18 protein-coding genes are annotated in these 23875 nt (G+C 69.1%); 14 read left to right on the top strand and 4 right to left on the bottom strand.

What is annotated here, in order from left to right; all coding sequences use genetic code 11:
* Positions 1 to 63 precede the first annotated feature (63 nt).
* The 12 genes from V5F48_RS14155 to V5F48_RS14100 all read left to right on the top strand — a co-directional run bounded on the left by V5F48_RS14155 (position 64) and on the right by V5F48_RS14100 (position 14240).
* Complete coding sequence (locus V5F48_RS14155) at positions 64 to 1251, top strand: pyridoxal phosphate-dependent aminotransferase (protein ID WP_394110075.1); 1188 nt, start codon at positions 64 to 66, stop codon at positions 1249 to 1251.
* 3 nt (positions 1252 to 1254) lie between these two features.
* Positions 1255 to 1977 (top strand): lysozyme inhibitor LprI family protein, encoded by a 723-nt coding sequence (locus V5F48_RS14150; protein ID WP_394259233.1) that lies wholly within the window; start codon positions 1255 to 1257, stop codon positions 1975 to 1977.
* A gap of 220 nt (positions 1978 to 2197) precedes the next feature.
* Positions 2198 to 3130, top strand: a complete 933-nt coding sequence (locus V5F48_RS14145; protein ID WP_394259232.1) for a sugar kinase — start codon at positions 2198 to 2200, stop codon at positions 3128 to 3130.
* A gap of 101 nt (positions 3131 to 3231) precedes the next feature.
* The gene (gene rlmN, locus V5F48_RS14140) at positions 3232 to 4476 is read left to right on the top strand and encodes a dual-specificity RNA methyltransferase RlmN (protein ID WP_394259231.1); all 1245 of its coding nucleotides are present in this window, start codon (positions 3232 to 3234) and stop codon (positions 4474 to 4476) included.
* 107 nt (positions 4477 to 4583) lie between these two features.
* Positions 4584 to 4961 (top strand): VOC family protein, encoded by a 378-nt coding sequence (locus V5F48_RS14135; protein WP_394259230.1) that lies wholly within the window; start codon positions 4584 to 4586, stop codon positions 4959 to 4961.
* An 11-nt stretch (positions 4962 to 4972) separates the two neighbouring features.
* Positions 4973 to 5545, top strand: a complete 573-nt coding sequence (locus V5F48_RS14130; protein ID WP_394259229.1) for a hypothetical protein — start codon at positions 4973 to 4975, stop codon at positions 5543 to 5545.
* Positions 5546 to 5684: 139 nt separating this feature from the next.
* Positions 5685 to 6530 (top strand): chorismate mutase, encoded by an 846-nt coding sequence (locus V5F48_RS14125; protein WP_394110069.1) that lies wholly within the window; start codon positions 5685 to 5687, stop codon positions 6528 to 6530.
* Between the two features lie 57 nt (positions 6531 to 6587).
* The gene (hisC, locus tag V5F48_RS14120) at positions 6588 to 7736 is read left to right on the top strand and encodes a histidinol-phosphate transaminase (protein ID WP_394259228.1); all 1149 of its coding nucleotides are present in this window, start codon (positions 6588 to 6590) and stop codon (positions 7734 to 7736) included.
* Entirely contained in the window at positions 7733 to 8674 is a 942-nt protein-coding gene (locus tag V5F48_RS14115; protein ID WP_394259227.1) for a prephenate/arogenate dehydrogenase family protein, read from the top strand. Before hisC ends, V5F48_RS14115 begins: the two co-directional genes overlap by 4 nt.
* Before the next feature lie 199 nt (positions 8675 to 8873).
* On the top strand, positions 8874 to 9524 hold the full coding sequence (locus V5F48_RS14110) for a DUF1007 family protein (protein WP_394259226.1): 651 nt from the start codon (positions 8874 to 8876) through the stop codon (positions 9522 to 9524).
* 5 nt (positions 9525 to 9529) lie between these two features.
* On the top strand, positions 9530 to 10552 hold the full coding sequence (locus tag V5F48_RS14105) for a nickel/cobalt transporter (RefSeq protein ID WP_394259301.1): 1023 nt from the start codon (positions 9530 to 9532) through the stop codon (positions 10550 to 10552).
* 208 nt (positions 10553 to 10760) lie between these two features.
* Positions 10761 to 14240, top strand: a complete 3480-nt coding sequence (locus V5F48_RS14100) for an indolepyruvate ferredoxin oxidoreductase family protein (RefSeq protein WP_394259225.1) — start codon at positions 10761 to 10763, stop codon at positions 14238 to 14240.
* 234 nt (positions 14241 to 14474) lie between these two features.
* Here V5F48_RS14100 and galU read toward each other — a convergent pair whose 3' ends face one another.
* On the bottom strand, positions 14475 to 15362 hold the full coding sequence (gene galU, locus V5F48_RS14095; RefSeq protein ID WP_394110065.1) for a UTP--glucose-1-phosphate uridylyltransferase GalU: 888 nt from the start codon (positions 15360 to 15362) through the stop codon (positions 14475 to 14477).
* 390 nt (positions 15363 to 15752) lie between these two features.
* Here galU and V5F48_RS14090 point away from each other — a divergent pair, with 390 nt between their 5' ends.
* Positions 15753 to 17108, top strand: coding sequence for a lytic murein transglycosylase (locus V5F48_RS14090; RefSeq protein WP_394259224.1), 1356 nt, complete (start codon positions 15753 to 15755; stop codon positions 17106 to 17108).
* A gap of 79 nt (positions 17109 to 17187) precedes the next feature.
* Here V5F48_RS14090 and V5F48_RS14085 read toward each other — a convergent pair whose 3' ends face one another.
* From V5F48_RS14085 to V5F48_RS14075, 3 genes are all read right to left on the bottom strand, one after another.
* Positions 17188 to 18471, bottom strand: coding sequence for a cytochrome P450 (locus V5F48_RS14085; RefSeq protein ID WP_394259223.1), 1284 nt, complete (start codon positions 18469 to 18471; stop codon positions 17188 to 17190).
* Entirely contained in the window at positions 18455 to 20170 is a 1716-nt protein-coding gene (locus V5F48_RS14080; RefSeq protein WP_394259222.1) for a di-heme-cytochrome C peroxidase, read from the bottom strand. The genes V5F48_RS14085 and V5F48_RS14080 overlap by 17 nt, the downstream gene beginning before the upstream one ends.
* A 445-nt stretch (positions 20171 to 20615) precedes the next feature.
* The gene (locus V5F48_RS14075) at positions 20616 to 21752 is read right to left on the bottom strand and encodes a helix-turn-helix transcriptional regulator (RefSeq protein ID WP_394110061.1); all 1137 of its coding nucleotides are present in this window, start codon (positions 21750 to 21752) and stop codon (positions 20616 to 20618) included.
* A 363-nt stretch (positions 21753 to 22115) separates the two neighbouring features.
* Between V5F48_RS14075 and V5F48_RS14070 the strand changes: the two genes are divergently transcribed.
* On the top strand, positions 22116 to 23603 hold the full coding sequence (locus V5F48_RS14070; RefSeq protein ID WP_394259221.1) for a peroxidase family protein: 1488 nt from the start codon (positions 22116 to 22118) through the stop codon (positions 23601 to 23603).
* Positions 23604 to 23875 lie beyond the last annotated feature (272 nt).

Raw genomic sequence — 23875 nt, 5'->3', positions numbered from 1 at the left:
AGATGCCGGGCGGGGGGCCGGTCGCGCCGGCGTCATCCCAAGGAGCCCGCCGAGGAGCCCGCCATGCTGACCACCACCGCCCCCTTCGACCGCATCGGCGAGGAGAACGCCTTCGCCGTGCTGGCGCGCGCCACGGCGCTGGCCGGGCAAGGGCGGTCCATCCTCAACCTCGGCATCGGCCAGCCGGATTTCCGCACCCCGGACCATATCGTCGAGGCCGCCGTGAAGGCGCTGCGGGATGGCCAGCACGGCTACACCCCCTCGGTGGGCATCCTGCCCCTGCGCGAGGCGGTGGCCGCCGACCTCAACCGCCGCTACGGCGTGGCGGTAGACCCGGACCTGGTGATGATCATGCCCGGCGGCAAGGTCACCATGTATGCGGCCATCCGCCTGTTCGGCGAGCCGGGGGCGGAGATCCTCTATCCGGACCCCGGCTTCCCCATCTACCGTTCCATGATCGAGCATACCGGCGCCACCCCGGTCCCGGTGCCGATCCGCGAGGAAAACGGCTTCGCCTTCTCGGCCGAAGAGACGCTGGCGCTGATCACGCCGAAGACGCGCCTGCTCATCATCAACTCCCCGGCCAACCCCACCGGCGGCGTCACGCCAGCGTCCGAGATCGACAAGCTGGTGAAGGGCCTCGCCGCCCATCCCCATGTGGCGCTGATGTCGGACGAGATCTACGACCGCTTCCTGTTCGACGGCGAGGAACACCGCACGCTTTTGGCGTACCCCGAGATCCGCGACCGGCTGATCCTGCTCAACGGCTGGTCCAAGACCTATGCCATGACCGGCTGGCGCCTCGGCTATTCCATCTGGCCGAAGGACCTCTACGACAAGGTGCGCAAGCTGGCGGTGAATTGCTGGAGCTGCGTGAACGCCGCCACCCAATACGCCGGCATCGCCGCCCTTGAAGGCCCGCAGGACGCGGTGGAGGCCATGACGGCCGAGTTCGACGCCCGCCGCCGCATGGTGGTGGAGGGGTTGAACGCCCTGCCGGGCGTGCGCTGCGCCACGCCGAAGGGCGCCTTCTACGCCTTCCCCAACGTCTCCGGCACCGGCTGGGGCGAGGCCAAGAAGCTCGCCTCCGCATTGCTGGAGGAGGCGGGCGTCGCGGTCATCGGCGGGCCGGATTTCGGCGTTTATGGCGAGGGCTATCTCCGGCTGTCCTACGCCACCTCGCGAGAGAACATCGCCGCGGCGCTGGCGCGCATGGGCGATTTCCTCGCCGCCAGCCGCAAGGTGGCCTGAGGCGTGGCGGCGCGGCCCGCGCGGGGGCGATGGCTTGGCCTGGCCGTCCTCGCGCTGGCGCTGAGCCCCTTGGCGATGCTCGCCATCGCCCCGCCGCCGGACCCGCCCGTGCCGCCCGGACTGTCGCAGCCTGTGCCTGCGGATGGCGTGGCCGCCGCCCTGCCCGCCCTGCCGGTGCCGGACGACACGACGACAACCGCTCCGGCGACGCCCGAGACCACGACGGAGCCGGTGCGCGCGCCCATCCCCGCAACTGACCGGCGCGGGACGCCGCCCAGCCCGGAGCGCTGGTCCGGAACCCCGGCCTGCCCGAAGGAGAAGATCTCCGGCGGGCAGTATAACCGCTGCCTGTTCGACGCCACCCGCACCTCGGAGCAGGCGCTGGAGGCCGAACTTTCCAACGCCTTCACCGTCATCGAGGCGCGGACCGACCTCCAGGGCGTCCAGCGCGCGCGGTGGAAGACCATGCTGGACGAGGCCCAGTCCCGCTTCCTGCTCTACCGCAACTTCGACTGCCAGAGCGTTGCCCCGTTCGAGGGCCCGCGGGGCATCGGCAATTTCGAGCAGCGCGCCTTGTGCCTCATCGAGGCCAATACCCGCCGCGCCGGCGAGCTGCGCGCCCGCTATGGACGTCCGCCGGTTCCAGGCGGGGCGGGCGTCCTGACCAAGGGTCCCCAGGACCGCCCGGGAACCTGGACCCACACGGTGCCCCCGCGGGTCGAGTGAGGCACCGCCATCGGTACCGCCGCAATGCCCATCGGACCGAAACGCATTTTTGAAGTGAGCACACGCATTTACCAGTGAAGGCCCGACGCCGGACGGGCGCGGGGCCGGGAGGCCTGCTCATCCTCGGCGGATGTACATAAATACAGCAAAAACGATTTGGTCGCCGCTCCGGTGTTGCTAGGGTCCCATCGGGCGGCGGGGAAAGTCAGCGGAGGCGCTCGTGTCCAAGGTGGTTTGCGTGGGTGAGGTCATGGTGGAGCTGGCCCGCGGTTCGGACGGCCGGTTCGGCCTCGCCTATGGCGGCGACACATTCAACACGGCGGTCTATCTCGCCCGCTCCGGCGTGGCCGTGGCCTATGCCACCGCGCTCGGCGACGACACCTTTTCCAGCGAAATTCTTGCCCTCGGCGCTGCCGAAGGGGTGGACATGAGCCTCGTGCCCCGCCTCAAGGGCCGGGTGCCGGGGCTCTATCTCATCACCACCGACGACGCCGGCGAGCGCAGCTTCAATTACTGGCGCGACACCGCCCCCGCCCGCACCCTGTTTGAGGCCGAAGGCTGGCAGCAGGTGGCGGCGGCGCTGGTGGGGGCGCGCGCCGTCTATTTCTCCGGCATCACCCTGTCGCTGTATTCCAACCAGGGCCTCGGCCGCTTCCTCGCGACGCTGGAGATGGCGGGAAGCACCACGCAGAGCCAGACGCTGCGGGTCTTCGACGGCAATTTCCGCCCGCGCAACTGGGCCGGCGACCTCAACCGGGCGCGCACCGTGTTCGCCGAGGCGATGAAGCGCTCGTCCATGGCCCTGCCCACCTTCGAGGACGAGGTGATCCTGTGGGGCGACGCCTCGCCCGCCGCCACCATCGAACGCATGACCACCTACGGCCTGACCGAGGTGGTGGTGAAGAACGGCGCGGCCGGCGCCCTCGTCCATGCGGACGGGCGCACGGTGGAGGTGCCGGTGGAGCGCGCGCTTGCCCCCCTCGACACCACCGGCGCCGGGGACAGCTTCAATGCCGGCTATCTCGCCGCCCGCCTGCAGGGTGCCAGCCCCGAGGATGCCGCCCGCGCCGGCCATCGGCTCGCGGCGGAGGTGATCATGCACCGTGGCGCCATCATTCCCCGCGCCATCCATGAGGGCGTGCGGGCGCACTGAGGCCCCCGCGGGACCCAAAGACGGGTGGCCTGCGCCGATCCGGGGCCAGCCCTGCATTCTCCAAGTGGAAAGCGCGGGCCGAAGGCATTATGTGTGACGCCATGATGTCCACGCCCGAAACCGCGACCGAAGCAACTGCGCCCGAAGCTGCGCCCATTCCGGCCATTGGCGCAGCCGCGCCTGTGTCCTTGCCCTCCCTCGTCGGCCTCGACCGGGACAAGCTGGGCGCGGCGCTCGACGCCATCGGCGTGCGCGGCTCCGACCGGCGCATGCGGGTGAACCAGCTCTGGCACTGGATCTACCTGCGCGGCGCCACCGACTTTGCGGAGATGACCAACGTCTCCAAGCACCTGCGCGCCGATCTTGCCGCCGCCTATTCGCTGGCGCGGCCGGAAATCGTGATGGAGCAGGTGTCCCAGGACGGCACCCGCAAGTGGCTGCTGCGCTTTCCCGCCGACCAGCCCGGCGAGCGGCCGCACGATATCGAGACCGTCTACATCCCCGAGAGCGACCGGGGCACGCTCTGCGTCTCCAGCCAGGTGGGCTGCACGCTCAACTGCTCGTTCTGCCACACCGGCACCCAGCGCCTGGTGCGCAACCTGTCCGCCGCCGAGATCGTGGCGCAGGTGATGGTGGCCCGCGACCGCCTCGGCGACTATCCCGGCCGCGACCGCGCCACGGGTCCCGGCCTGCCCACCGAGGGCGACCGGCTGGTCACCAACATCGTGTTCATGGGCATGGGCGAGCCGCTTTACGCCTATGACAGCGTGAAGGAAGCCATCGAGACCCTCTCGGACGGCGACGGCCTCGGCCTCGGACGGCGGCGCATCACCGTGTCCACCTCCGGCGTGGTGCCGGAGATCGCGCGGCTCGGTGCCGAGGTCGGCCCCATGCTCGCCATCTCGCTCCATGCGGTGCGGGACAAGCTGCGCGACGAGCTGGTGCCCATCAACAAGAAGTATCCCATCGCCGAACTGATGGAGGCGTGCCGCACCTATCCCGCCGCCTCCAACGCCAAGCGCATCACCTTCGAATACGTGATGCTGAAGGGCGTGAACGACAGCCCCGCCGACGCCAGGGCGCTGGTGAAGCTGCTGGAAGGGGTGCCGGCGAAGATCAACCTGATCCCCTTCAACCCCTGGCCGGGCACGCAGTACGAGTGCTCGGACTGGGAGACCATCGAGCGCTTCTCGGACATCGTGTTCCGCGCCGGCTATGCGAGCCCGGTGCGCACGCCGCGCGGCCGCGACATCCTCGCCGCCTGCGGGCAATTGAAGAGCGAGAGCGAGAAGCTTTCCGCCCGCGAGCGCCTCGCCTTACGCGCCATGATGGCGCAGGACGAGTAGGTGCGCGCCATGATGGCGCAGGACGAATAGGCCGGCCCCGTCGGGGCCGTGTCGCGCGATGCCGATAGGAATGCGCAGACAGGGCAAAACAGGCTCAGGAGGTCACCATGCTGGACCATGTGGGTATTTCCGTGCGCGATATGGCGCGCTCCCGCTCCTTCTATCTGGCGGCGCTGGCCCCGCTCGGCTACGGCATCGTCATGGAGGCAAACCCGCCCGGCGGGCATAGTTACATCGGTTTCGGCGCCGCCAAGCCGGAATTCTGGATCGGCGACGCGCCGACCGCCACCGGGCATCTGCACGTGGCGTTTTCCGCCACCAGCCGGGCGGCGGTGGACGCTTTCTATGCGGCGGCGCTTGCCGCCGGCGGGCGCGACAATGGCGCGCCGGACCTGCGGCCCCACTATCACCCGCACTATTACGGCGCCTTCGTCTTCGATCCCGACGGCCTAAATGTGGAAGCCGTCTGCCACCTTCCGGAATGACGCAACACCCCATGGACAACCTCGCCCGCCTGCTGCTGCGCTTCCTGCTGGTGCCGCTCGGCTACCTTGCCGCGGTGATGGCGGGGTCGGCCGTCATCCTCATCGGCGAATGGCGCATCGGCTCGCTGTTCGAGATTCCGGAGGGATCCGAGACGGCGGGCCTGGGCGCCCTGGTCGCCATCGTGGTGGCGGCAACCGTCGTGGCGCTTCTGGTGCTGCTCATGTGGCTGGTGGCGGCGGTGGGCATCCTGTTCTCGGAAGCCTTCGCGGTGCGCTCATGGATGTTCCACGCGGCGAACGGGGTCGTCTCCGCCCTCATCGGCGCGCAGCTGTTCGCCGGCGGTCCGGATGCGCCGCCGGTGACCGGCGATCCGTTCTACATCGTGGCGGCGGGCCTTGCCGCCGGCCTCACCTACTGGCTGGTGGCGGGCTCCACTGCGGGATTCTTCAAGCCGATTCTGCAGTCGCCGGCAGAGCGGGCCGCCCGGCTGCCGCCGCCCGCGTCCTCGCCCGCACCCGCGCCCTCGCCCGCGCCCTCACGGACCGATGATCCGCCGCCTGCTGCCCTGCCCCCGCCGCAATGACAAACGGTATTTTAAAACCATACACGGCCCAGATCCCATCGCCGGTGCCGGTGCGCGGGAACGGGCGCGTGCCAACAATCCTTTGATTCCCCGCGCCGTTCCGGCTAAGGCTCCCCCTCCCAGCCGCGCGAACGCCAAGATGCAAACCCAGACCCCGCTTTCGCTCGCCGACCTGCGCGCCGAGATCGACCGCATCGACGAGGCCATGCACCGCCTGCTCATGGAGCGCAGCGCGATCATCGACCGCCTGGTGCAGGTGAAGCGCGCCGCAGGCGCGGAGAGCGGCTCCGCCTTCCGCCCGGCCCGCGAGGCCGACATGATGCGCCGGCTGGTGGAACGCCACGACGGCCTGCTGCCCCTCGACACGGTGGAGAGCATCTGGCGCGTCATCATCGCCACCTTCACCTATGTGCAGGCGCCCTACTGCGTCCACGCCGACCTCGCCGTGGGCGAGCCGGCCATGCGCGACAGCGCGCGCTTCCATTTCGGCTTTACCGTGCCGTTCGTGCCTCACATGGGCGCGCGGGGCGTGATCGACGCGGTCAAGGGGTCCACGGGTGACCTCGGCCTCATCGCCGCTGCCGCCCCCAGCGCCGGTGATCCGTGGTGGACCGCGCTGGAGGCCGAGGGCGCCCCCAAGATCATCGCCCGCCTGCCGTTCGTGGAGCGGGCGGACCATCCCGCCGGGCTGCCGGTGTTCGTGGTCTCCCACCCCATCGACGATGCCGCCGTGCGCGAGGTCCGCGTCTATTCGCTGCGCGTCACGGGATGGAGCGCGGCGGCGGGGCGTGGCATACCCGCCTTCGCCGAGGTGGTGGTGGCCCCCGATGAAGCGCTCGATGGCGCGGCGCTCCTCACCTCCCTGCCCCCCGGCCATGGGGTGGACGAGGTGATCGCGGCCCTCACCGAGGCCGGCGCCGGCATCCGCGCCGTCGTCGAGGTGGGCAGCCATGCCGCCATCCACAAGGTAGGGGCAGAAGCGTAAAAAGAAGGGTCGCCGGCCGCGCGCGGCCCGATCCGTCAGGTTCTGGAGTATGTTGAGATGTCCGCCGTGCTGAAAGACCCGATCCCTGCCCCCGGCCGGCCGCAGCCGCGGCCCGGCGTGCTCGCCATCGAGGCCTATGTGCCTGGCAAGAGCCACGCCCCCGGAGTGGAGAAGGTCTTCAAGCTGTCCTCCAACGAGACCCCGCTCGGCCCGAGCGAGAAGGCGGTCGCCGCCTTCGCCGAAGCCGGCCGCAAGCTGGAGGACTATCCGGACGGTTCGGCGAGCGTGCTGCGGCAGGCCATCGCCACGGCTTACGGGCTCGATCCTGCGCGCATCATCTGCGGCGCCGGCTCCGACGAGATCCTGAACCTCGTGGCCCACACCTATGTGGGGCCGGGCGACGAGGTGATCTTCTCCGAGCACGGCTTCCTCGTCTACAAGATCGCGACGCTGGCCGCCGGCGGCACCCCGGTGGTGGCGAAGGAACGCGACCTGACGGCGGACGTGGACGCCATCCTGGCGCTGGTGACGCCGCGGACGCGGCTCGTCTTCCTCGCCAATCCCAACAATCCCACCGGCACCTACCTGCCGTTCGACGCGGTGCGCCGCCTGCATGCGGGCCTGCCCGCCAACGTGCTGCTGGTGCTGGACGCGGCCTATGCGGAATATGTCCGCCGCAACGACTACGAGACCGGGCTGGAACTGGCGCTCACCGCCGACAACGTGCTGATGAGCCGGACCTTTTCCAAGATCCACGGCCTTGCCGCCTTGCGCATCGGTTGGGCGGTGGGTCCGGCCCATGTGATCGACGCCATGAACCGGGTGCGCGGCCCGTTCAACATGAACACCCCGGCCCTGCTCGCCGGCGCCGCCGCCATCGCCGATGCCGCCCACGTGGAGAAGGCGGTGGCGCACAACGCGCGCTGGCTGCCGTGGCTGACGGAGCAGGTCGAGGCGCTGGGCCTGAAGGTCACGCCCTCCGTCGCCAACTTCCTGCTCATCCATTTCCCCGATATCCCCGGCCGCACGGCGAAGGAGGCGGATGCCTTCCTCATGAAGCGGGGCCTGGTGCTGCGGCAGGTGGCGTCCTACGGCCTGCCGGACGCCCTGCGCATGACGGTGGGGACCGAGGAGGCCAACCATCTGGTGGTGGCCGCCCTCGCCGACTTCATGTCGGGTCAGGAAACAGGGGGCAAGGACAAGTGATCCGCCCCCTCGTCCCCCGCCTCGCCATCATCGGGGCGGGTCTCATCGGCTCGTCCCTGGCCCGCGCGGCGCGGGAGAAGCATCTCGCCGGCACCATCGTGGTGGCCGATAGGGACGCGGCCGTCTGCGCCCGCGTGCGCGAGTTGGGCTTTGCCGACGATGTGACGCAGAGCGCCGCCGACGCCGCCAAGGACGCCGATATCGTGGTCGCCTGCGTGCCCGTGGGCGCCTCCGGCGCGGTGGCGGCCGAGGTGGGGCCGCATCTGAAGCCCGGCGCCATCCTCTCGGACGTGGGCTCGGTGAAGGCCTCGGTGGTGGAGGCCATGGCCCCCTTCGTGCCAGCCCATGCCCATCTGGTGCCGGCCCATCCGGTCGCGGGCACGGAATTTTCCGGACCGGACGCCGGCTTTGCCACCCTGTTCGAGAACCGCTGGTGCATCGTGACCCCTCCGGAGGGGGCCGATCCCGCCGCCGTGGAGCGCATCGTCGCTTTGTGGCGGGCGGCGGGAGCGAACGTGGAGACCATGAGCGCCCAGCACCACGACCTGGTGCTCGCCATCACCAGCCATGTGCCGCACCTCATCGCCTACAACATCGTGGGCACGGCGGCGGAGCTGGAGGAGACGCTGACCTCCGAGGTGATCAAGTTCTCGGCCGGCGGCTTCCGCGACTTCACCCGCATCGCCTCGTCCGACCCCACCATGTGGCGCGACGTGTTCCTCTCCAACCGCGAGGCGGTGCTGGAGATGCTCGGCCGCTTCACCGAGGATCTCACCGCCCTCCAGCGCGCCATCCGCTACGGCGACGGCGACGCCTTGTTCGAGCATTTCACCCGCACAAGGGCCATCCGCCGCTCCATCATCGAGCAGGGCCAGGAGACCGCCGCCCCCGATTTCGGCCGCCGCGCCGCGGAAAAGCCGAAGCACGAGCAGAGCTGACACAGCCGAGACCGGGCAAGGGGATAATTGCGCCGCAGCCGTAGCGGCAGGCTCCCCTGTCACGCCATCGGCAAGAAACTGTGCCACTGGGGCGTGCCACTCTTCCGCCGAAGTCCGGGACGAGGTGATAGCCGGGCCGGATTCGACGATGCGCCTGCAAAGGCGGCATCGACGGACCGGTGAACGAGGACGATTGCCGATGACGCCGCGCACCGTGACGGTCGCCCTGAGCCTTGTGACCGCCTTCCTGTTCGCCGCTCTGGCGCCGCGCCCGGCGCAGGCCCACCCCCATGTGTGGGTCACCATGAAGAGCGAACTGGTCTATGATTCCAGCGGCCAGCTCACCGGGGTCAAGCAGATCTGGACCTTCGACGATGCCTTCTCCGCCTTCGCCCTGCAGGGCATGGAGAAGCAGAAGGACGGCAGCTATGGCGACGACGTGCTCAAGCCCCTCGCCGAGGTGAATGTCACGTCGTTGAAGGAATATAATTATTTCGTCGTGGGCAAGACCGCGACCGCCAAGCTCGCCTTCAAGGACCCCACCGACTATTTCCTCACCTACGAGAACGAGTTGCTCACCCTCCACTTCACCCTGCCGCTGGAGAAGCCGGTGGCGGCGAAGGGGACCACCTCCCTCGAAGTCTACGATCCCACCGTCTTCGTCTCCTTCTCGTTCAACGAGAAGGAACCGGTGAAGCTGGTGTCGGCCCCGGCCGGCTGCACCCAGCAGGTGGTCTCCCCCGAGCCGCCGGCGAGCCAGACGCTGAACGAGTCCTTCTTCTCCAACCTCACCTCGGCCAGCACCTATGGCGCCCAGTTCGCCGACAAGATCACGGTGAAGTGCCCGTGAGCCAGATGGTCGTGAAAGAAGCGGCCGGGCGGCCCATGCGCCGGCTCGCCATGGCGCTGGTGGCGCTGTTCGCAGCCCTCGTCTTCGCCCTGCTGGCGGCGCTGGTGCTCTATCCGGATCTTGCCTTCGCGCAGGGCTTCGGCGGGGCGCCCAAGACATCGCCCTTCGGCCTCGGCGGCGCGGCCCAGCCCACCGGCATTGCCGGCTTCATCCTCGCCAAGCAGGCGGAATTCTACCGCGCCCTGGTGCAGGCGGTGCGCGCGAGCAAGCAGGACGGCAACGCCACCTTCCTCCTCGCCGGCCTGTCCTTCGCCTATGGCGTGTTCCATGCCGCCGGCCCCGGCCACGGCAAGGCGGTCATCTCCTCCTATCTGCTGGCCGATGGCGGCACGCTGAAGCGCGGCGCGGTGCTGGCGCTGGCCTCCGGCATGGTTCAGGCGATCGTCGCCGTCGCCTTCGTGGGCGTGCTGGCGCTGGCGCTGAACGCCACCGCCGTGTCCATGGCGCAGGCCATGAACTGGGTGGAGATCGTGGCCTATGGCGGCATCGGCGTGTTCGGCCTCTATCTCGCGATCGTGAAGGGCCGGGCGCTGCTTGCCGCGGCGCGGGGCGAGAGCGTCCATGCCCACGGCGCCGATTGCGACTGCGGCGATGTCCACGCCCCCGATCCCGCCCTGCTGGAAGGCAAGGGCGGGTGGAAGCGGGCGGCGGTGGCGGTGGTCTCCGCCGGCGCGCGGCCATGCTCGGGCGCCATCCTGGTGCTCACCTTCGCCCTCGCACAGGGGGTATTCATGAGCGGCGTCGCCTCCGCCTTCGCCATGGGCCTCGGCACGGCGCTGATGGTGACGCTCATCGCCGCCATCGCGGTCTATGGCAAGCGCCTCGCCGTGCGGCTCGCCGGACGCGGCGACCGGCGGGCGGTGCTGCTGGGCCTCGGCGTTGAATTGGGGGCCGCATTGCTGGTGATGGCCTTCGGCTTCGCCCTGCTCACCGGCTATCTGGAAAGCGAACGCCTGCTGCCGGGGTGATCTGCCGTTTCCGGCCTTCGCCATGCTGCATCGCCGTTCGGCATATGCCGCGTTGCGCCAAAATTCGCCACGCCCGTCTTTTGAGCAATTTCGTTGCGCTTTGACTTGGAACAACGAAATTGCCGGGTGCGACACTCCGTGCCAGCCTAAGGTCGAACGGCTGCGACGGTTTGACTCCGTCTGAGCCGCGCCCGCTCCGGAGGCGCCCATGGCCCTGACGCCCGTCTCGCTAGACGACAAATACGACCTCGCCCAGAACCGCGTCTTCGTCTCGGGGACGCAGGCGCTGGTGCGCCTCGCATTGATGCAGAAGGAGCGCGACCGCCGCGCCGGCCTCAATACCGCGGGCTATGTCACCGGCTACCGCGGCTCGCCGCTGGGCGGGCTCGACCAGCAGTTCCTGCGCGCCGAGAAGATTCTGAGAGCCAACGACATCAAGTTCCAGTCCGGCCTCAACGAGGATCTGGCCGCCACCGCCCTGTGGGGATCCCAGCAGGCCGAGCTGCGCGGCGAGGGCAAATATGATGGCGTGTTCGGCCTCTGGTACGGCAAGGGGCCGGGGGTAGACCGTTCCGGCGACGTGTTCCGCCATGCCAACAATGCGGGCACCTCCCGCCATGGCGGTGTGCTGGCCCTGATGGGCGACGACCACACCTGCGAAAGTTCCACCACCGCCCACCAGAGCGAGTTCCATTTCGTCGACGTGATGATCCCGGTGCTCAACCCGGCCGGGGTGCAGGAGATCATCGACTACGGCCTCTACGGCTGGGCCCTGTCGCGCTTCTCCGGCGCCTGGGTCGGCCTGAAGGCGGTGAAGGACACCATCGAATCCACCGGCATCGTGGATGGGCGGCTGGACCGGGTGCGCATCGAGCCGGCGCTGGGATTCCAGATGCCGCCCGGCGGGCTGAACATCCGCCTCGGCGACACCCCGCTGGCGCAGGAGGAGCGGCTTCAGGAATACAAGCGCGACGCGGTGCTCCACTTCCTGCGCGCCAATCACCTCAATCGGTTCATCACCTCCGGCGGATCGCGCCCGCGCATCGGTATCGCCACCGTGGGCAAGTCCTATCTGGACGTGCGCCTCGCGCTGGATGAGCTGGGCATCGACGAGGTGCGCGCCAACGATCTGGGCCTGCGCATCTGGAAGGTGGCCTGCCCCTGGCCGCTGGAGACGCAGGGCCTCAAGGAGTTCGCCCGCGGCCTCGACCTCATCATGGTGGTGGAGGAGAAGCGTTCCCTCATCGAGGTGCAAGTCCGCGAGGAGCTGTACGGCACCGCCAACCAGCCCGTCTGCATCGGCAAGAAGGACGAGGAAGGCCGCTGGCTCTTTCCCGTCAAAGGTGCACTCGACCCCAACGACATCGCCATCCAGCTCGGCCGGCGGCTGCTGGCCTATGGCCATATCCCCGACATCGCGGCCCGCGTCGCCGAGCTGGAGGAGGCCCAAAGGGTGCTCGCCGCCACTTCGGACGTGGCCACCCGCATCCCCTATTTCTGCTCCGGCTGCCCGCACAATTCCTCCACCAAGGTGCCGGAGGGCATGCGCGCCTATGCCGGCATCGGCTGCCACTACATGGTGCAGTGGATGGACCGGGAGACCACCGGCTTCACCCAGATGGGCGGCGAGGGCGCCAACTGGATCGGGGAATCCTCCTTCTCCAAACGACCCCACGTGTTCCAGAATTTGGGCGACGGCACCTACAACCATTCGGGCTATCTGGCCCTGCGCGCGTCCTGCGCCGCCAAGGTGAACGTCACCTACAAGATCCTGTTCAACGACGCGGTGGCCATGACCGGCGGCCAGAAGCACGACGGCGACCTCACCGTGCCGGTCATCGCCCGACAGGTGGCCGCGGAGGGCGTGGAACGGGTGGTGGTGGTCACCGACGAGCCGGGCAAGTATGCACCGGGCACCCACTGGCCCACCGGCCTCACCATCCACCACCGGGACGAGCTGGAGGCCGTGCAGCGGGAGCTGGCGGTTATCCCCGGCGTCACCGTGCTGATCTACGACCAGACCTGCGCCTCCGAGAAGCGGCGCCGCAGGAAGCGCGGCCAGTATCCGGACCCGGACAAGCGGGTGCTCATCAACGAGCGGGTCTGCGAGGGCTGCGGCGATTGCGGCGTGAAATCCAACTGCGTCTCGGTGCAGCCGCTGGAAACCGAATGGGGCCGCAAACGGGAGATCGACCAGTCCTCCTGCAACAAGGACTTCTCCTGCGTGAACGGCTTCTGCCCCTCCTTCGTCACCGTGAAGGGGGCCAAGCCCAAAAAGGCGGCGGGCGCGGCCGGCGTGGCGGCGGACTGGCCGGCGCTGCCGGAACCGGCGCACCCTGAGATCCATGGCACCTACGGCATCATCGCCACCGGCGTGGGCGGCACCGGCGTGGTCACCATCGGCGCCATCCTCGGCATGGCGGCGCATCTGGAAGGCAAGGCCTGCGGCATGATCGACATGGCCGGCCTCGCCCAGAAGGGCGGCGCGGTCTACAGCCACATCCGCCTTGCCAACGATCCCGCAGACATCACCGCCATCCGCGTGCCGGCGCGCGGGGCGGACGTGGTGCTGGGCGGCGACCTGGTGGTGGCGGGCACCAAGAAGGTGCTGGCGGCGGTGAAGCCCGGCAAGACCATCGTGGTGGTGAACACCCATGAGGTGCTGCCCGGCGATTTCACCCGCAACGCCGATTATTCGCTGCCCACCGAGCGCATCAAGCGCACCATCAGGGACCTCGCGGGCAGCGAGATGACCCACTTCATCGAGGCCAGCCGCCTGGCCCAGGCCCTGTTCGGCAACGCCCTGGCGCAGAACATCTTCATGGTGGGCTATGCCTACCAGTTCGGCGCCCTGCCCCTGTCGGCCGAGGCCATCGAAAAGGCCATCGAGCTGAATGGCGAGGCGGTGGCCATGAACAAGACCGCCTTCCTGTGGGGCCGCCGCGCCGCCCATGATCCGGCGGCCGTGGAGAAGCTGGCGACGCCCACGGGCGGGACCGCCAGCGACGCCCGCCACCTTTCGGCGAGCCTCGACGAGGTGATCGCGCGCCGCGTCGCGGAGCTGACCGCCTATCAGGACGCCGCCTATGGGCAGCGCTATGCCCGGCTGGTGGAACAGGTGCGGGCCGCCGAGGCGCAGAAGGCCCCGGGCCGGGGCGGGCTAGCCGAGGCGGTGGCGAAAAACCTGTTCAAGCTCATGGCCTACAAGGACGAATACGAGGTCGGACGGCTCTATGCAGACGGCGCCTTCCGCGCCCAGGCGGCGGCCGCCTTCGACGGCGACCTCACATTTGAGTTCCACCTTGCCCCGCCGCTGCTGGCCCGGCCCGATCCCATCACCGGCGAGCCCAGGAAGATCACCCTTGGCCCCTGGATGATGCGGGCTTTCGGACTTCTTTCCAAGCTGAAGGGGCTGCGCGGCACACCGTTCGATGTGTTCGGCTACAGCGCGGAGCGGCGCACCGAGCGGGCGCTCATCGGCGCCTATGAGAAGACGGTGGCGGAACTGGTGGCCGGCCTCGACGGCGCGAACCATGCGCTGGCCGTGGCCATCGCGGCGCTGCCGGAGAAGATCCGCGGCTTCGGCCACGTGAAGGCCCGGCATCTGGCGGCGGTTGAGGCGGAGGAAGCCGCGCTGCTCGCCCGCTTCCGTGCCCCGCCGGAGCGACCGGCCGTGGCGGCGGAATAGGCGGGCGGCAGGCAGAGGACGTATCCCGGCCGACTGCAACGAAGCGTCAGCGCAGTGGAAGGAGCGCCGGGATCCAGCGCAAGGGTTCCTGCGGAGCAGTCAGAATCCAGGGCGGGGCCAAAATCGCGGGCGGGGCCATGAGCCAGCACGCCGCATGGCCAGCACACCGGCATTGGCGGCTTCAGGGGCCGGACGCCGCCGGCCCCTGAAACGCTACGGTCAACGCAACGCGGCTCAGTTGCCGGCGAGCATCGCATTCAGCTCGGCGCGGAACTCGCCCTCGATGTCCGGGCGGGACAGGGCATAGGCCACGTTGGCCATGAGGAAGCCGATCTTCGAGCCGCAATCATAGATGGCGCCGTCGAACCGCACCGCGAAGAAGGGGTCGGTCTCCTTCAGCTTCAGCATGGAATCGGTGAGCTGGATCTCGTTGCCGGCACCGCGCTCCTGCTTGGCCAAAAGGTCGAAGATGGCCGGCTGCAGGATGTAGCGGCCGGAAATGGCCAGGTTGCTCGGCGCGGTGCCGGCCTTGGGCTTCTCCACCATCTGGGTGATGGCCTTGGCGCCCCTGGCCTTCTCCTCGCCCACGCCGACGATGCCGTACTGGTGGGTCTGGTCGTCCGGCACTTCGTAGACCGCGACGAGGTTGCCGCCGGTCTCGTTATAGGCTTCCACCATGGAGGCAAGGCACCCCTGGCCGTTCTTCGGCATGTGCAGCATGTCCGGCAGAAGCAGCGCGAACGGCTCGTCGCCGATAATCTCGCGCGCGCACCACACCGCATGGCCAAGGCCGAGCGGCAGCTGCTGGCGGGTGAAGGAGGTGGTGCCGGGCTTCGGCGTGTCCAGGTCGAGCTGAGCCAGTTCCTTGGTCTTGCCGCGCTCCTCAAGGGTGCGCTCCAGCTCGAACTGGCGGTCGAAATGATCCTCGATCACCGCCTTGTTACGGCCCGTGACGAACACGATGTGCTCGATGCCGGCGGCGCGCGCCTCGTCCACCACGTGCTGGACCACCGGGCGGTCCACGACGGTGAGCATTTCCTTCGGCACCGCCTTGGTGGCGGGCAGGAAGCGGGTGCCGAGACCCGCGACAGGAAGGATCGCCTTGCGAATGGGTTGACGCATCAATTCTGCCCCTTCTTTACCAAACCGTCGGGTCGTGCAGAGCCGGCTCCGATCAGATGAGCCCCACCAACCGGATCGGAGCCGCCCTCTTCCCGGGAAAGAGAACGCGGATGAGCCGGCTTGCGATGCAGGCCGGCCGGCGATTGCTCTAGCACACCGGCACAGAGTGCGCTGCATCGCAACTCATTTGCGCTGCAGCGCACCAAATATAATCGGGCATGGTAACCTGTTAGCAACAATGCCAGCTCCGGTAGCCCCATCCCGACCGGGGCATCCACGGGAAACTTGCCATCCATTAACCGCGACGCAACCATATTGCCGCCCAGTAGAGGCCTATCGGTGAGGTGAGGCGGCGGCAGAAGGACGCGCGCCGGGGAGGAAGGCTTGGCAATGGCTCAAACGACCTGCATGCGTGCCCTCAAGGATGCCCTGAAGGGTGCCGTCAAGGGCGCCTGCGTCGCCGGGCTCGCGCTCGCGGCGGGCGCGCTGATCACGCCGGCACGGGCGCAGGCCCAGACCACGGGCTCCATCTTCGGCTTTCCGCCGCTGGGCCAGTCCCAGGCCGCCTCGGCGAACGGCGGCCATCCGCTGATGACGCCCCAGGCGCTGGCGGAGGCCCAGGCCAACTTCCCCGCCTGCATCGCCAACCTGTGGCCGCTGGCCCAGTCGAAGGGCGTCTCGCGGCAGACTTTCGAGCGCTACACGGCGAACCTCGAACCCCAGATGAAAATCATGGAGTTCATGGACAGCCAGCCGGAATTCTCCAAGCCCATCGGCGCCTATGTGAACATGCTGGTGACCGAGACGCGGGTGAAGAAGGGCCGGGAGATCCTGGAGCGCTACAAGCCCATCTTCGACAGGATGGAAAAGGCCTATGGCGTGGACCGCTATGCGGTGACGGCCATCTGGGGCATCGAATCCACCTATGGCGATCCGGACGGCATCGGCCGGCGCAACGTGCTGGAATCCACCGCCACGCTCGCGTGCATCGGCCGGCGGCAGGATTATTTCCGCGCCGAATTCATCGCCACCCTCCAGATCTTGGACAAGGGCGACGTGCCCTATGACCACATGAAGGGCTCGTGGGCCGGCGCCTTCGGGCCCACCCAGTTCATGCCCACCTCGTTCCAGCGCTTCGCCGTGGACTTCGACGGCGACGGCAAGCGCAACGTGGTGGATTCCATCCCCGACATCATCGCCTCCACCGCCAACAACCTGAAGCTCGACGGCTGGGAGTTCCGCAAGGCCTGGGGTTACGAGGTGGTGGTGCCGCAGGGCTTCGACTATCGCAACGCCAACCGCTCCATCAAGCGCACCTTTGCCGAATGGAACACCATGGGCCTGCGCCGGCCCGGCGCTCTCGCCTTCCCCCGCGCCGGCGAGAGCGCCTACCTGCTGCTGCCGGCGGGCGCCAACGGCCCGGCGTTCCTGATGACGAAGAATTTCGACGCCATCCTGAAATACAACCCCGCGGACGCCTACGCCCTCGCCATCGGGCACCTGGCCGACCGGCTGCGGGGCGGCGGCGCCTTCGCCCAGTCCTGGCCGAAGGAGGAGCGCGGCCTGTCCAAGGTGGAACGGCAGGAGATCCAGTCCCGCCTCGCCCAGATGGGCTACGACATCGGCAATGTGGATGGCATCCTGGGCCAGAAGACCCGCGTCGCCATCCAGGACTATCAGGTTCGCTCGGGGGCGCTGCCCGACGGCTATCCCGACCTGCAACTGCTCCAGCAGATGCGGCGCTGAGGGTCCCTCCCACCCGAAACGAAAAACCCGCCGGGGCATCCCGGCGGGCTTTTCTTTGGCGGTGCCCGCAGGCCGCGCCTCACCCGAGCCCGATGCGATAGCTCTGCGGGAACGGGGTGCCGGCCATGTCCACCGGCGCCAGCGGCCGGGCGGCGGGGCGCCTCAGCACCCGCTTCACGATCTCCGGGATCATCACGGAGCCCACATAGCGGCCGAGGCATTCGTGGTGGCCGTAGCCGAAATGCAGGTAGGTGTGGAGCGGCCGGTCGGGCTTGAACGCCTCCGGGTCCGGCACGAAGTCGGGATCGAACATGGCGGACAGGCTCAGCGGCAGCACCACCGTGCCCTTGCCGATCACCTTCTCCCGGTCGGTGCCTTGGGCGATGGTGATGGTGGAGGCCGCCTCCCGGAACATGAAGGCGACGATGGGCGAAAAGCGCAGCGCCTCCCACACATAGCCGTCGAAGGCGGCATCGTCCCCCGCTTCCGCCGCCGCCCGCGCGCCAGCCAGCGCCTCCGGCCGGGCGAACAGCTCGGCGAGGGCGTTGATGACCGCTTCCGCCGTGGTCTCGATGGCGCCGATGAGCAGGCCGCCCACATTGATCACCACCCGGTCCATGCCGAAATGGTCGGCCGCCGGCAGGTTGAGGCTCAGGATGCGGGTCAGGCTGTCGTCGGGGGCGGTGCCGGCCTTGATTTCGGCGATGCGCGCCGGGATCAGCTGGGCGAACAGGGTGCGCAGCTTCACCCGCGAGTCTTCCGCCGCCTGGTGGACGGCGTCGGCGTCGGGGCGGTCGTCGTAGGGCAGGTTGTTGAACTGGTCCATCTGGTTGGCATAGGACCAGTCGAGCAGGTCCTGGTCCGGCCCGTGGATGCCGAAGCAGCGCTGCACGATGCGCATGGGCACATGGCGGGCGAGCTGCTGCACCGCCTCGATCTCGCAGCCGGCGGCATCCAGCGCCGTGTCCGCCACCTCGGCCACGATGGCGCGGATCTTCGGCAGGTCGTCCAAGGCGAGAATGGCGCGCATCACCGACTTGTCGCGGTAATTCACGATGGTCTCGTCCATGGCCAGCATGAAGTCGCCCATCTTGGGCTTGTAGAGATCCACCGTGAACACCTTGGGGAGCGAGAGCACCTCGATCACGTCGGCGCGCCGGGCGATCAGCGTGACCTCGCTGGTCTCGTAGATGGGGGCGTGGGCGCGCAGCTCGGCGAAGAAGGCGCGCGCCTCGTGGGCGATGAGGTCGCGGGCGAGCGGCCAGCGCTCGGCCGGCCGCAGGGCCGCGAGGCGGTCGAGCAGGGGCGTCGGCGCCGCCGTCCCGTTACAGCCCTTGGCTGGGCTTTCAGTGGCGGCGGACATCCGGCCCCTCCAGGATCTTGAGATATTCGATGATGGCGAGGCGGTCGTCCGGCGAGAGCTTCGTCACCGCGGGGTCGGGGAAGCTATGGCCCCGGTTGGAATTGCCCGCGAGGTTGGTGTCGAACAGGAACAGCCCCTCGCGCTCCTTCTCGGGCAGGGAATCCGGGGAGGAGACGAAGCCGAGCCTCTGGGTATCGAGCTGCCGTGAGCCCACGTAGAAGCGGGCGGGCCGCTCGTCCTCGGGCGAGAGCAGGTCGTAGACGGTGGGCACCGAGCCATTGTGCAGGAACGGCCCCGTCGCCCACACCCCGGCCAGCGGGCCGGCCTTGTAGCTCGCCGGTGTCAGCCAGCCCGATTGGGGCGTGTTGCTGCCCGGGGCGAAACGCCAACCGTACCATTGCTTGCGTGCATCGCCGGTGATGCCCTGCGCGCGCAGGCTGTTCTCGGTGATGACGGTGACCGCCGCCAGCAGCACGGCGCCGGCGGGCACCTGCCCATCGGAAAGATGCGGCGCGTTGGCCACCAGCGGACCCAGCACACCCGGCTTGGCGAAGCGGCTCGTGAAGTTGGTGAGCATCTTGGGGTCGGTCTTCACCTTGGCGATATCCACCATGGAGACCGCCAGCCACTGCCGCCCGCCCTCGGTGTCCGCGGCGGGGGTAAAGCGATACTCGGGACCGCCGTGGCAGCCGGCGCAATTGGCCTTGAACAGTTCGGCGCCGCGCTTCGCCTTGGCCGTATCCACCTTGCCCAGCACCGATTCCGGCCACGGCGGCGGCTTCAGGTCCGCCACCCACGCCTCCAGCGCCACCAGATTGTCGGCAAGCGCGGTGGAGGCGAAGGCGGCGGGGTTGCCGTTGGCGAAGCTGGTGTGGCCGAATACGCCGAGCACCTCGCCCAGATTGCGCCCGAGCGGGTTGCCAGCCACCCCGTTCCACTGCACGTAGCGCTGGGCCGGGGTGGTCCACAGGAAGGGATAGCTCACCGGCGCATCGGGCATGCGGAAATTGGCCGGCTCGCCCAGCGCGTCGGCGACCACGGCATTGAGGATGTGGCCAAAGGCGTCGAGCCGGCCGCGCCCGTAGGGCACCGGGGTCCAGGACGCGGCCTCCAGCCGGCGGATCTCGGCCGCGGTGGCCTCCAGCGCCGGGCGGATCTGCCTGGGATCGGCGGCGACGAGGCGCGCGGCGAAGCGCTGGAACTTGGCAGGGTCCGCCAAAGTGTTGTCGAGGGCGCGGCTCAGGCGCTTCATGAACAGCTGGTAGTCGGCAAGGGCGGCGCCGCCATCGATGCGGATGCGCACGCCATTGGCCTCGACGTCCGAGGTGTGGCAGGCGGCGCAGGTCATGCCCGCCATGGGGCCAAGGGCCCCGCCCGGCCGCGGGTCCTTCACAAAGCCGATGGGAAGCCCGTCCGGATTGAGCTTCGAGGGCCCGTCCGCCGGCAGGAAGCCCATCTCGGTCATGTGCGCCGCATCAAGAAAAAGCGTGTCGGAGAGCGGCTGCTCCAGCGCCCGCAGGAAGACGTAGGGCAGCAGTTGCGAGCCCTGCGAGGTATAATAGAACTGCTCGCGCAGACTATTCGACCAGCCCTGGTCGAGCACCTTCGGCGGCCCGGCCTTCGGCTCGGCCTGCCGCCCGGACATGATCGCGTCGGTGGCCGCCGCAAGGCCCAGAAAGCCCGCGATGCCCGCGATCACGAAGAGACTTTTTCGCCCCAGCATTTTCTCCCCCAAAATCTGATGCGGGTCGCCGCGCGCCCGCACATGCGCCGGTCCGGAACGGGTGCTTCACCCCCCGTGAAGCTTCGGTTCGGCCGGCGCAGAATGTCCGCAATCGCGACCGGCGTCAGCAGCCGATCGCCCTCTCACTTCAAGAAACGGGAACGCGTGCTCCGATCAGCTTGCGGCGCAAGCTGATCGGAGCGTTCCCCAAGGTTCTCCCGCGCGCATGTCAGGCGAGCGACAGTTCGTGTCGTGACTTGGTCTGAAACGGAGCACCATCGCCGCCCCCTCTCCCGCTTGCGGGGGAGGGTTGGGGTGGGGGCAGGCCGGTGCGAAAACACCGGTGGTGCCAGTGAAAACCACCCTTGCCCCCTCCCTGCCCTCCCCCGCAAGCGGGAGAGGGTTCTACGGTGTGCCCCGCTCACACCAGCGACAGGTCGAGGCTTTCGCGCAGGCGGGCCACCAGCTCGCCCTGGCGGTTGGTGTCGGTCTTCTCGTACAGCGCCTTGAGCTGGCTGCGCACCGTGGACATGGCCACGCTGCGCTGCTGGGCGAAGTCGGCCAGCGAGGCCCCCACCGCCAGTGCCGCGCCCAGCGCGGCCTCCGACGGGGTGAGGCGGAAGGTGGTCTGCAGGCGGCGCGCCACGTCGGTGCCGCTGCGGCCCGGCGCCCGCACCACCACCGCGATCTGCGATCGGGTGGCGAGCTTCACGGCGCCCTCGCCCAGCGGCAGGGGATGCAGCGACACGCGATAGGGGCCGCTGTCCGAACTGGGACGCGCCACCTCCATGTGCTCGGCATGGGGCAGGCTCGCCTCGCCCCGGGCGGCAGCCAGCGCCAGCGCCACCGCCGCCGCCACCTGCCGCGAGGCCCGGTCGTCGCGGAAGCCGAGCTTGCCGCCGCGCACGGCAATGTCGCCCTCCTTCACCATGGCCTCGCCGGCCACGTTGAGGTGGGCGACGCGCATGTCGCCATCCACCAGGAAGATGCCGGCATCGACGATATCGAGGGCGGCGGCGATATCGCCCACCTTGGCCTTCGCCTCGTCGAGCAGCGCGTACAGCTCGAAGGCTCGGCGCAGATGCGGCACCACGAGGGAGAGCTTCTGCTTCTCGGGGGCGCCGAACGCCCCCTGCCCGCGGCCGCGCATGGCGCACACGGTGGCCATCACGTCCGCCTCCTGGGCGAAGTAGGAGACCAGCGAGTGCTCGATATCCATGGGCTCCACCACCTCGCGGAACAGGGCGGAGGCGCGGAACTGGTCCGGGTCCACCCCGTCCTCGCCGCAGATGATGCGGCCGGGGTTGGAGAGAATGTACGACAGGCGCGGGTCTTCCGTCGCGTGGCGGTAGAGGAAGGTCTTGTAGGCCTGAGGATCGTGGCCCCACACGCGCCAGGTCGGCCGACGCTGCTGCTTGAGGCTGAATACCGCCAGCTGGCCGACGCGGCCGTCCACGAAGCGTGTCACCCCCTCCAGCAGGATGCCCCATTGCTGGGGGTCGCCGCTGAGCTCGTACACGTCGCCGATGAGGCGGGAATATTGATCGAGATCGCCCATGTTCGTCCCATTTCCGCGCATCGCCGCGTCCGGCCGGGCCGGACGGGCGAAACGCTCAGATCCGATGGACCGCCGTGGCTCATCCCCGCGAGAGCCGTGGCGCGCTGGCACCCTCGCTCCTGCAAACCGGCAAGGAGGAGGACGAACGGTGGCGCGCAAGACGCCACCTGATGCCGCCGTCGCCGGAGCGGTCACGCTCCTTGGATCGCAGCATTGCACAACCGCCTCAAGCTGCAAGACGGCCGATGGGTGGGTCATCCCCCATTCGCGGGATGCTACCCCATGGGGCTCCATGCTGCCCTAAGCGGGAAGGGTAGGGGCAACAAGAACAGCGTGAAGAACCGAATGATATTTGGAAGGTCCATGGAAATGTGTGCGGGGGGAGAGGATCCGCGCCCGTCGCGCCACGAGGCGATCGGGGAGCGCGTGCGCGCCCTGGCGCTGGAATCGGGCGCCCGCCCCGCCGATCACGGCTTCGGCTTCATGTTTCCCGCGCTGTGCGGGCCGGCCCATCGCCTGGCGCCGGAGCCGCGCACCCTGAAGGACCTGGCTCGCCTGGCGGCAGTCATGGCGGAGCCCGGGGACAGCCCGCCGCCGCCACGGGTCCGGTCGGATGGCGATGGCGACCTGCCCGCCGCCTACACCTATCTCGTGGAGTTCCTGCGCAACGATCTGGTCTGGGAGCGGCGCGCGCCGGACGAGGCGCGCCTCGGCCCGGACGCCTTCGCGCCGCTGCCCTCGCTCAGCGGTCTTCTGAACCGGCGCTCGGGCGGGCTCGACCTCGACAGCGTCTATGATTCCCCGCGCGACCCCCAGGCGGTGCGGCGCATGCTGGTCGGCACCGTTTCGCCGAAGCAGAAGGACTGCCCCCATGGGCGCCCGCCGCGCGCGGGGCTCGGCAACGACCTGCCCCGCCATCCCCGCAGTTCCGAGCCCGCCCGCGACCGCGCCGCGCGCATGAGCGATGCCCGCAACGACGAGCACCTGATCCTCGGCCAGTTGCACGTGGCTTTTCTGAAGGCGCACAACGCCCTCATCGGCTCCGGCCTGTCGTTCGAGACCGCCCGGCGCGCGCTGCGCCGCCGCTTCCAGTGGATGGTGCTGTTCGACCTGCTGCCGAAGCTCTGCGCGCCGGATGTTCTCGAAAACGTGATGGCGGAGGGTCCGCGCCGGTGGCGCGTGGAGCGCCCCACCGCCCTGTTCATGCCGGTGGAGCTGTCGGCGGCCGCCCTGGTGCTGGCCCCGTCCATGCGCCGGCCGAGCTATGACTACAACGGCAATTTCCGCCACGTGGAGCGCAGCGCACTGGCGACGCGGAGCGTATTCGCCGCGGGACGGGACGGACCGGAGACCCTGCCGGAGCACCATGTGATCTCCTGGGACGGCTTCCTGCCGCTTGCCGCCGACGCCCCGCAGCGGGCGCGGCGGCTCGACACCCTCATCGCCGGCGCACCTGAAAGCGCCGAGGCCCTCGCCACCCACCACCTGCTGCGCGGCTTCCGCCTCGGCCTGCCGACGGGGCAGGCGCTGGCGCGGCATCTGGGCCTCAGGCCCCTGAAGGACGATACCCTTCTCGCCGCCCTGCCGGACCACCAGCGCGTCGCCGCCCTGCCGTTCTGCGAGGCGACGCCGTTGTGGTTCTACATTCTTGCGGAGGCCGGCGATCCCGAAGGTCCCGCCGGCCGGCATCTCGGGCCGGTGGGCAGCCGGATCGTGGCCGAGGCCCTGTGGACCCTCGCCCTCCATTCGGATGCTTCGATCCTGTCGCCCGGCACCGTGCCGGACGTTGCCCGCTTCTCCCTGAGCGACCTCATCCTGCTCGCCGCGGAAGAAGACGGGCGCAAGCTCTAAAGCGCGGGGATTCGGCCTGCCGGCACAGATGGCTTCCACCTGCCGCAGTCGAATCACGAGAGGCGATTCGCCGATCCGATGGCCTCGATCTGATCGGCCATCGGGCACCCACGCCAACAAAAGAACGCACCCGAGGCCGAGCCTCCGAGCCGTCCGCTTTCCCGTTCCAGATCCCGTTCCCGATCCCTATCCAGATCCCGTTCCGCGGGCACGAATCTGCCGGGGCACGGACCCCGCCCACTCCGAGTTGCAACGCATCATAGGGCAGCCCC

Source organism: Xanthobacter autotrophicus ATCC 700552, assembly GCF_043194565.1.
GTDB classification, from domain to species: Bacteria; Pseudomonadota; Alphaproteobacteria; order Rhizobiales; family Xanthobacteraceae; genus Xanthobacter; species Xanthobacter autotrophicus_F.
Note: the sequence above shows the minus strand (reverse complement) of the source record. Positions and strands in the feature narration are given on the sequence as shown.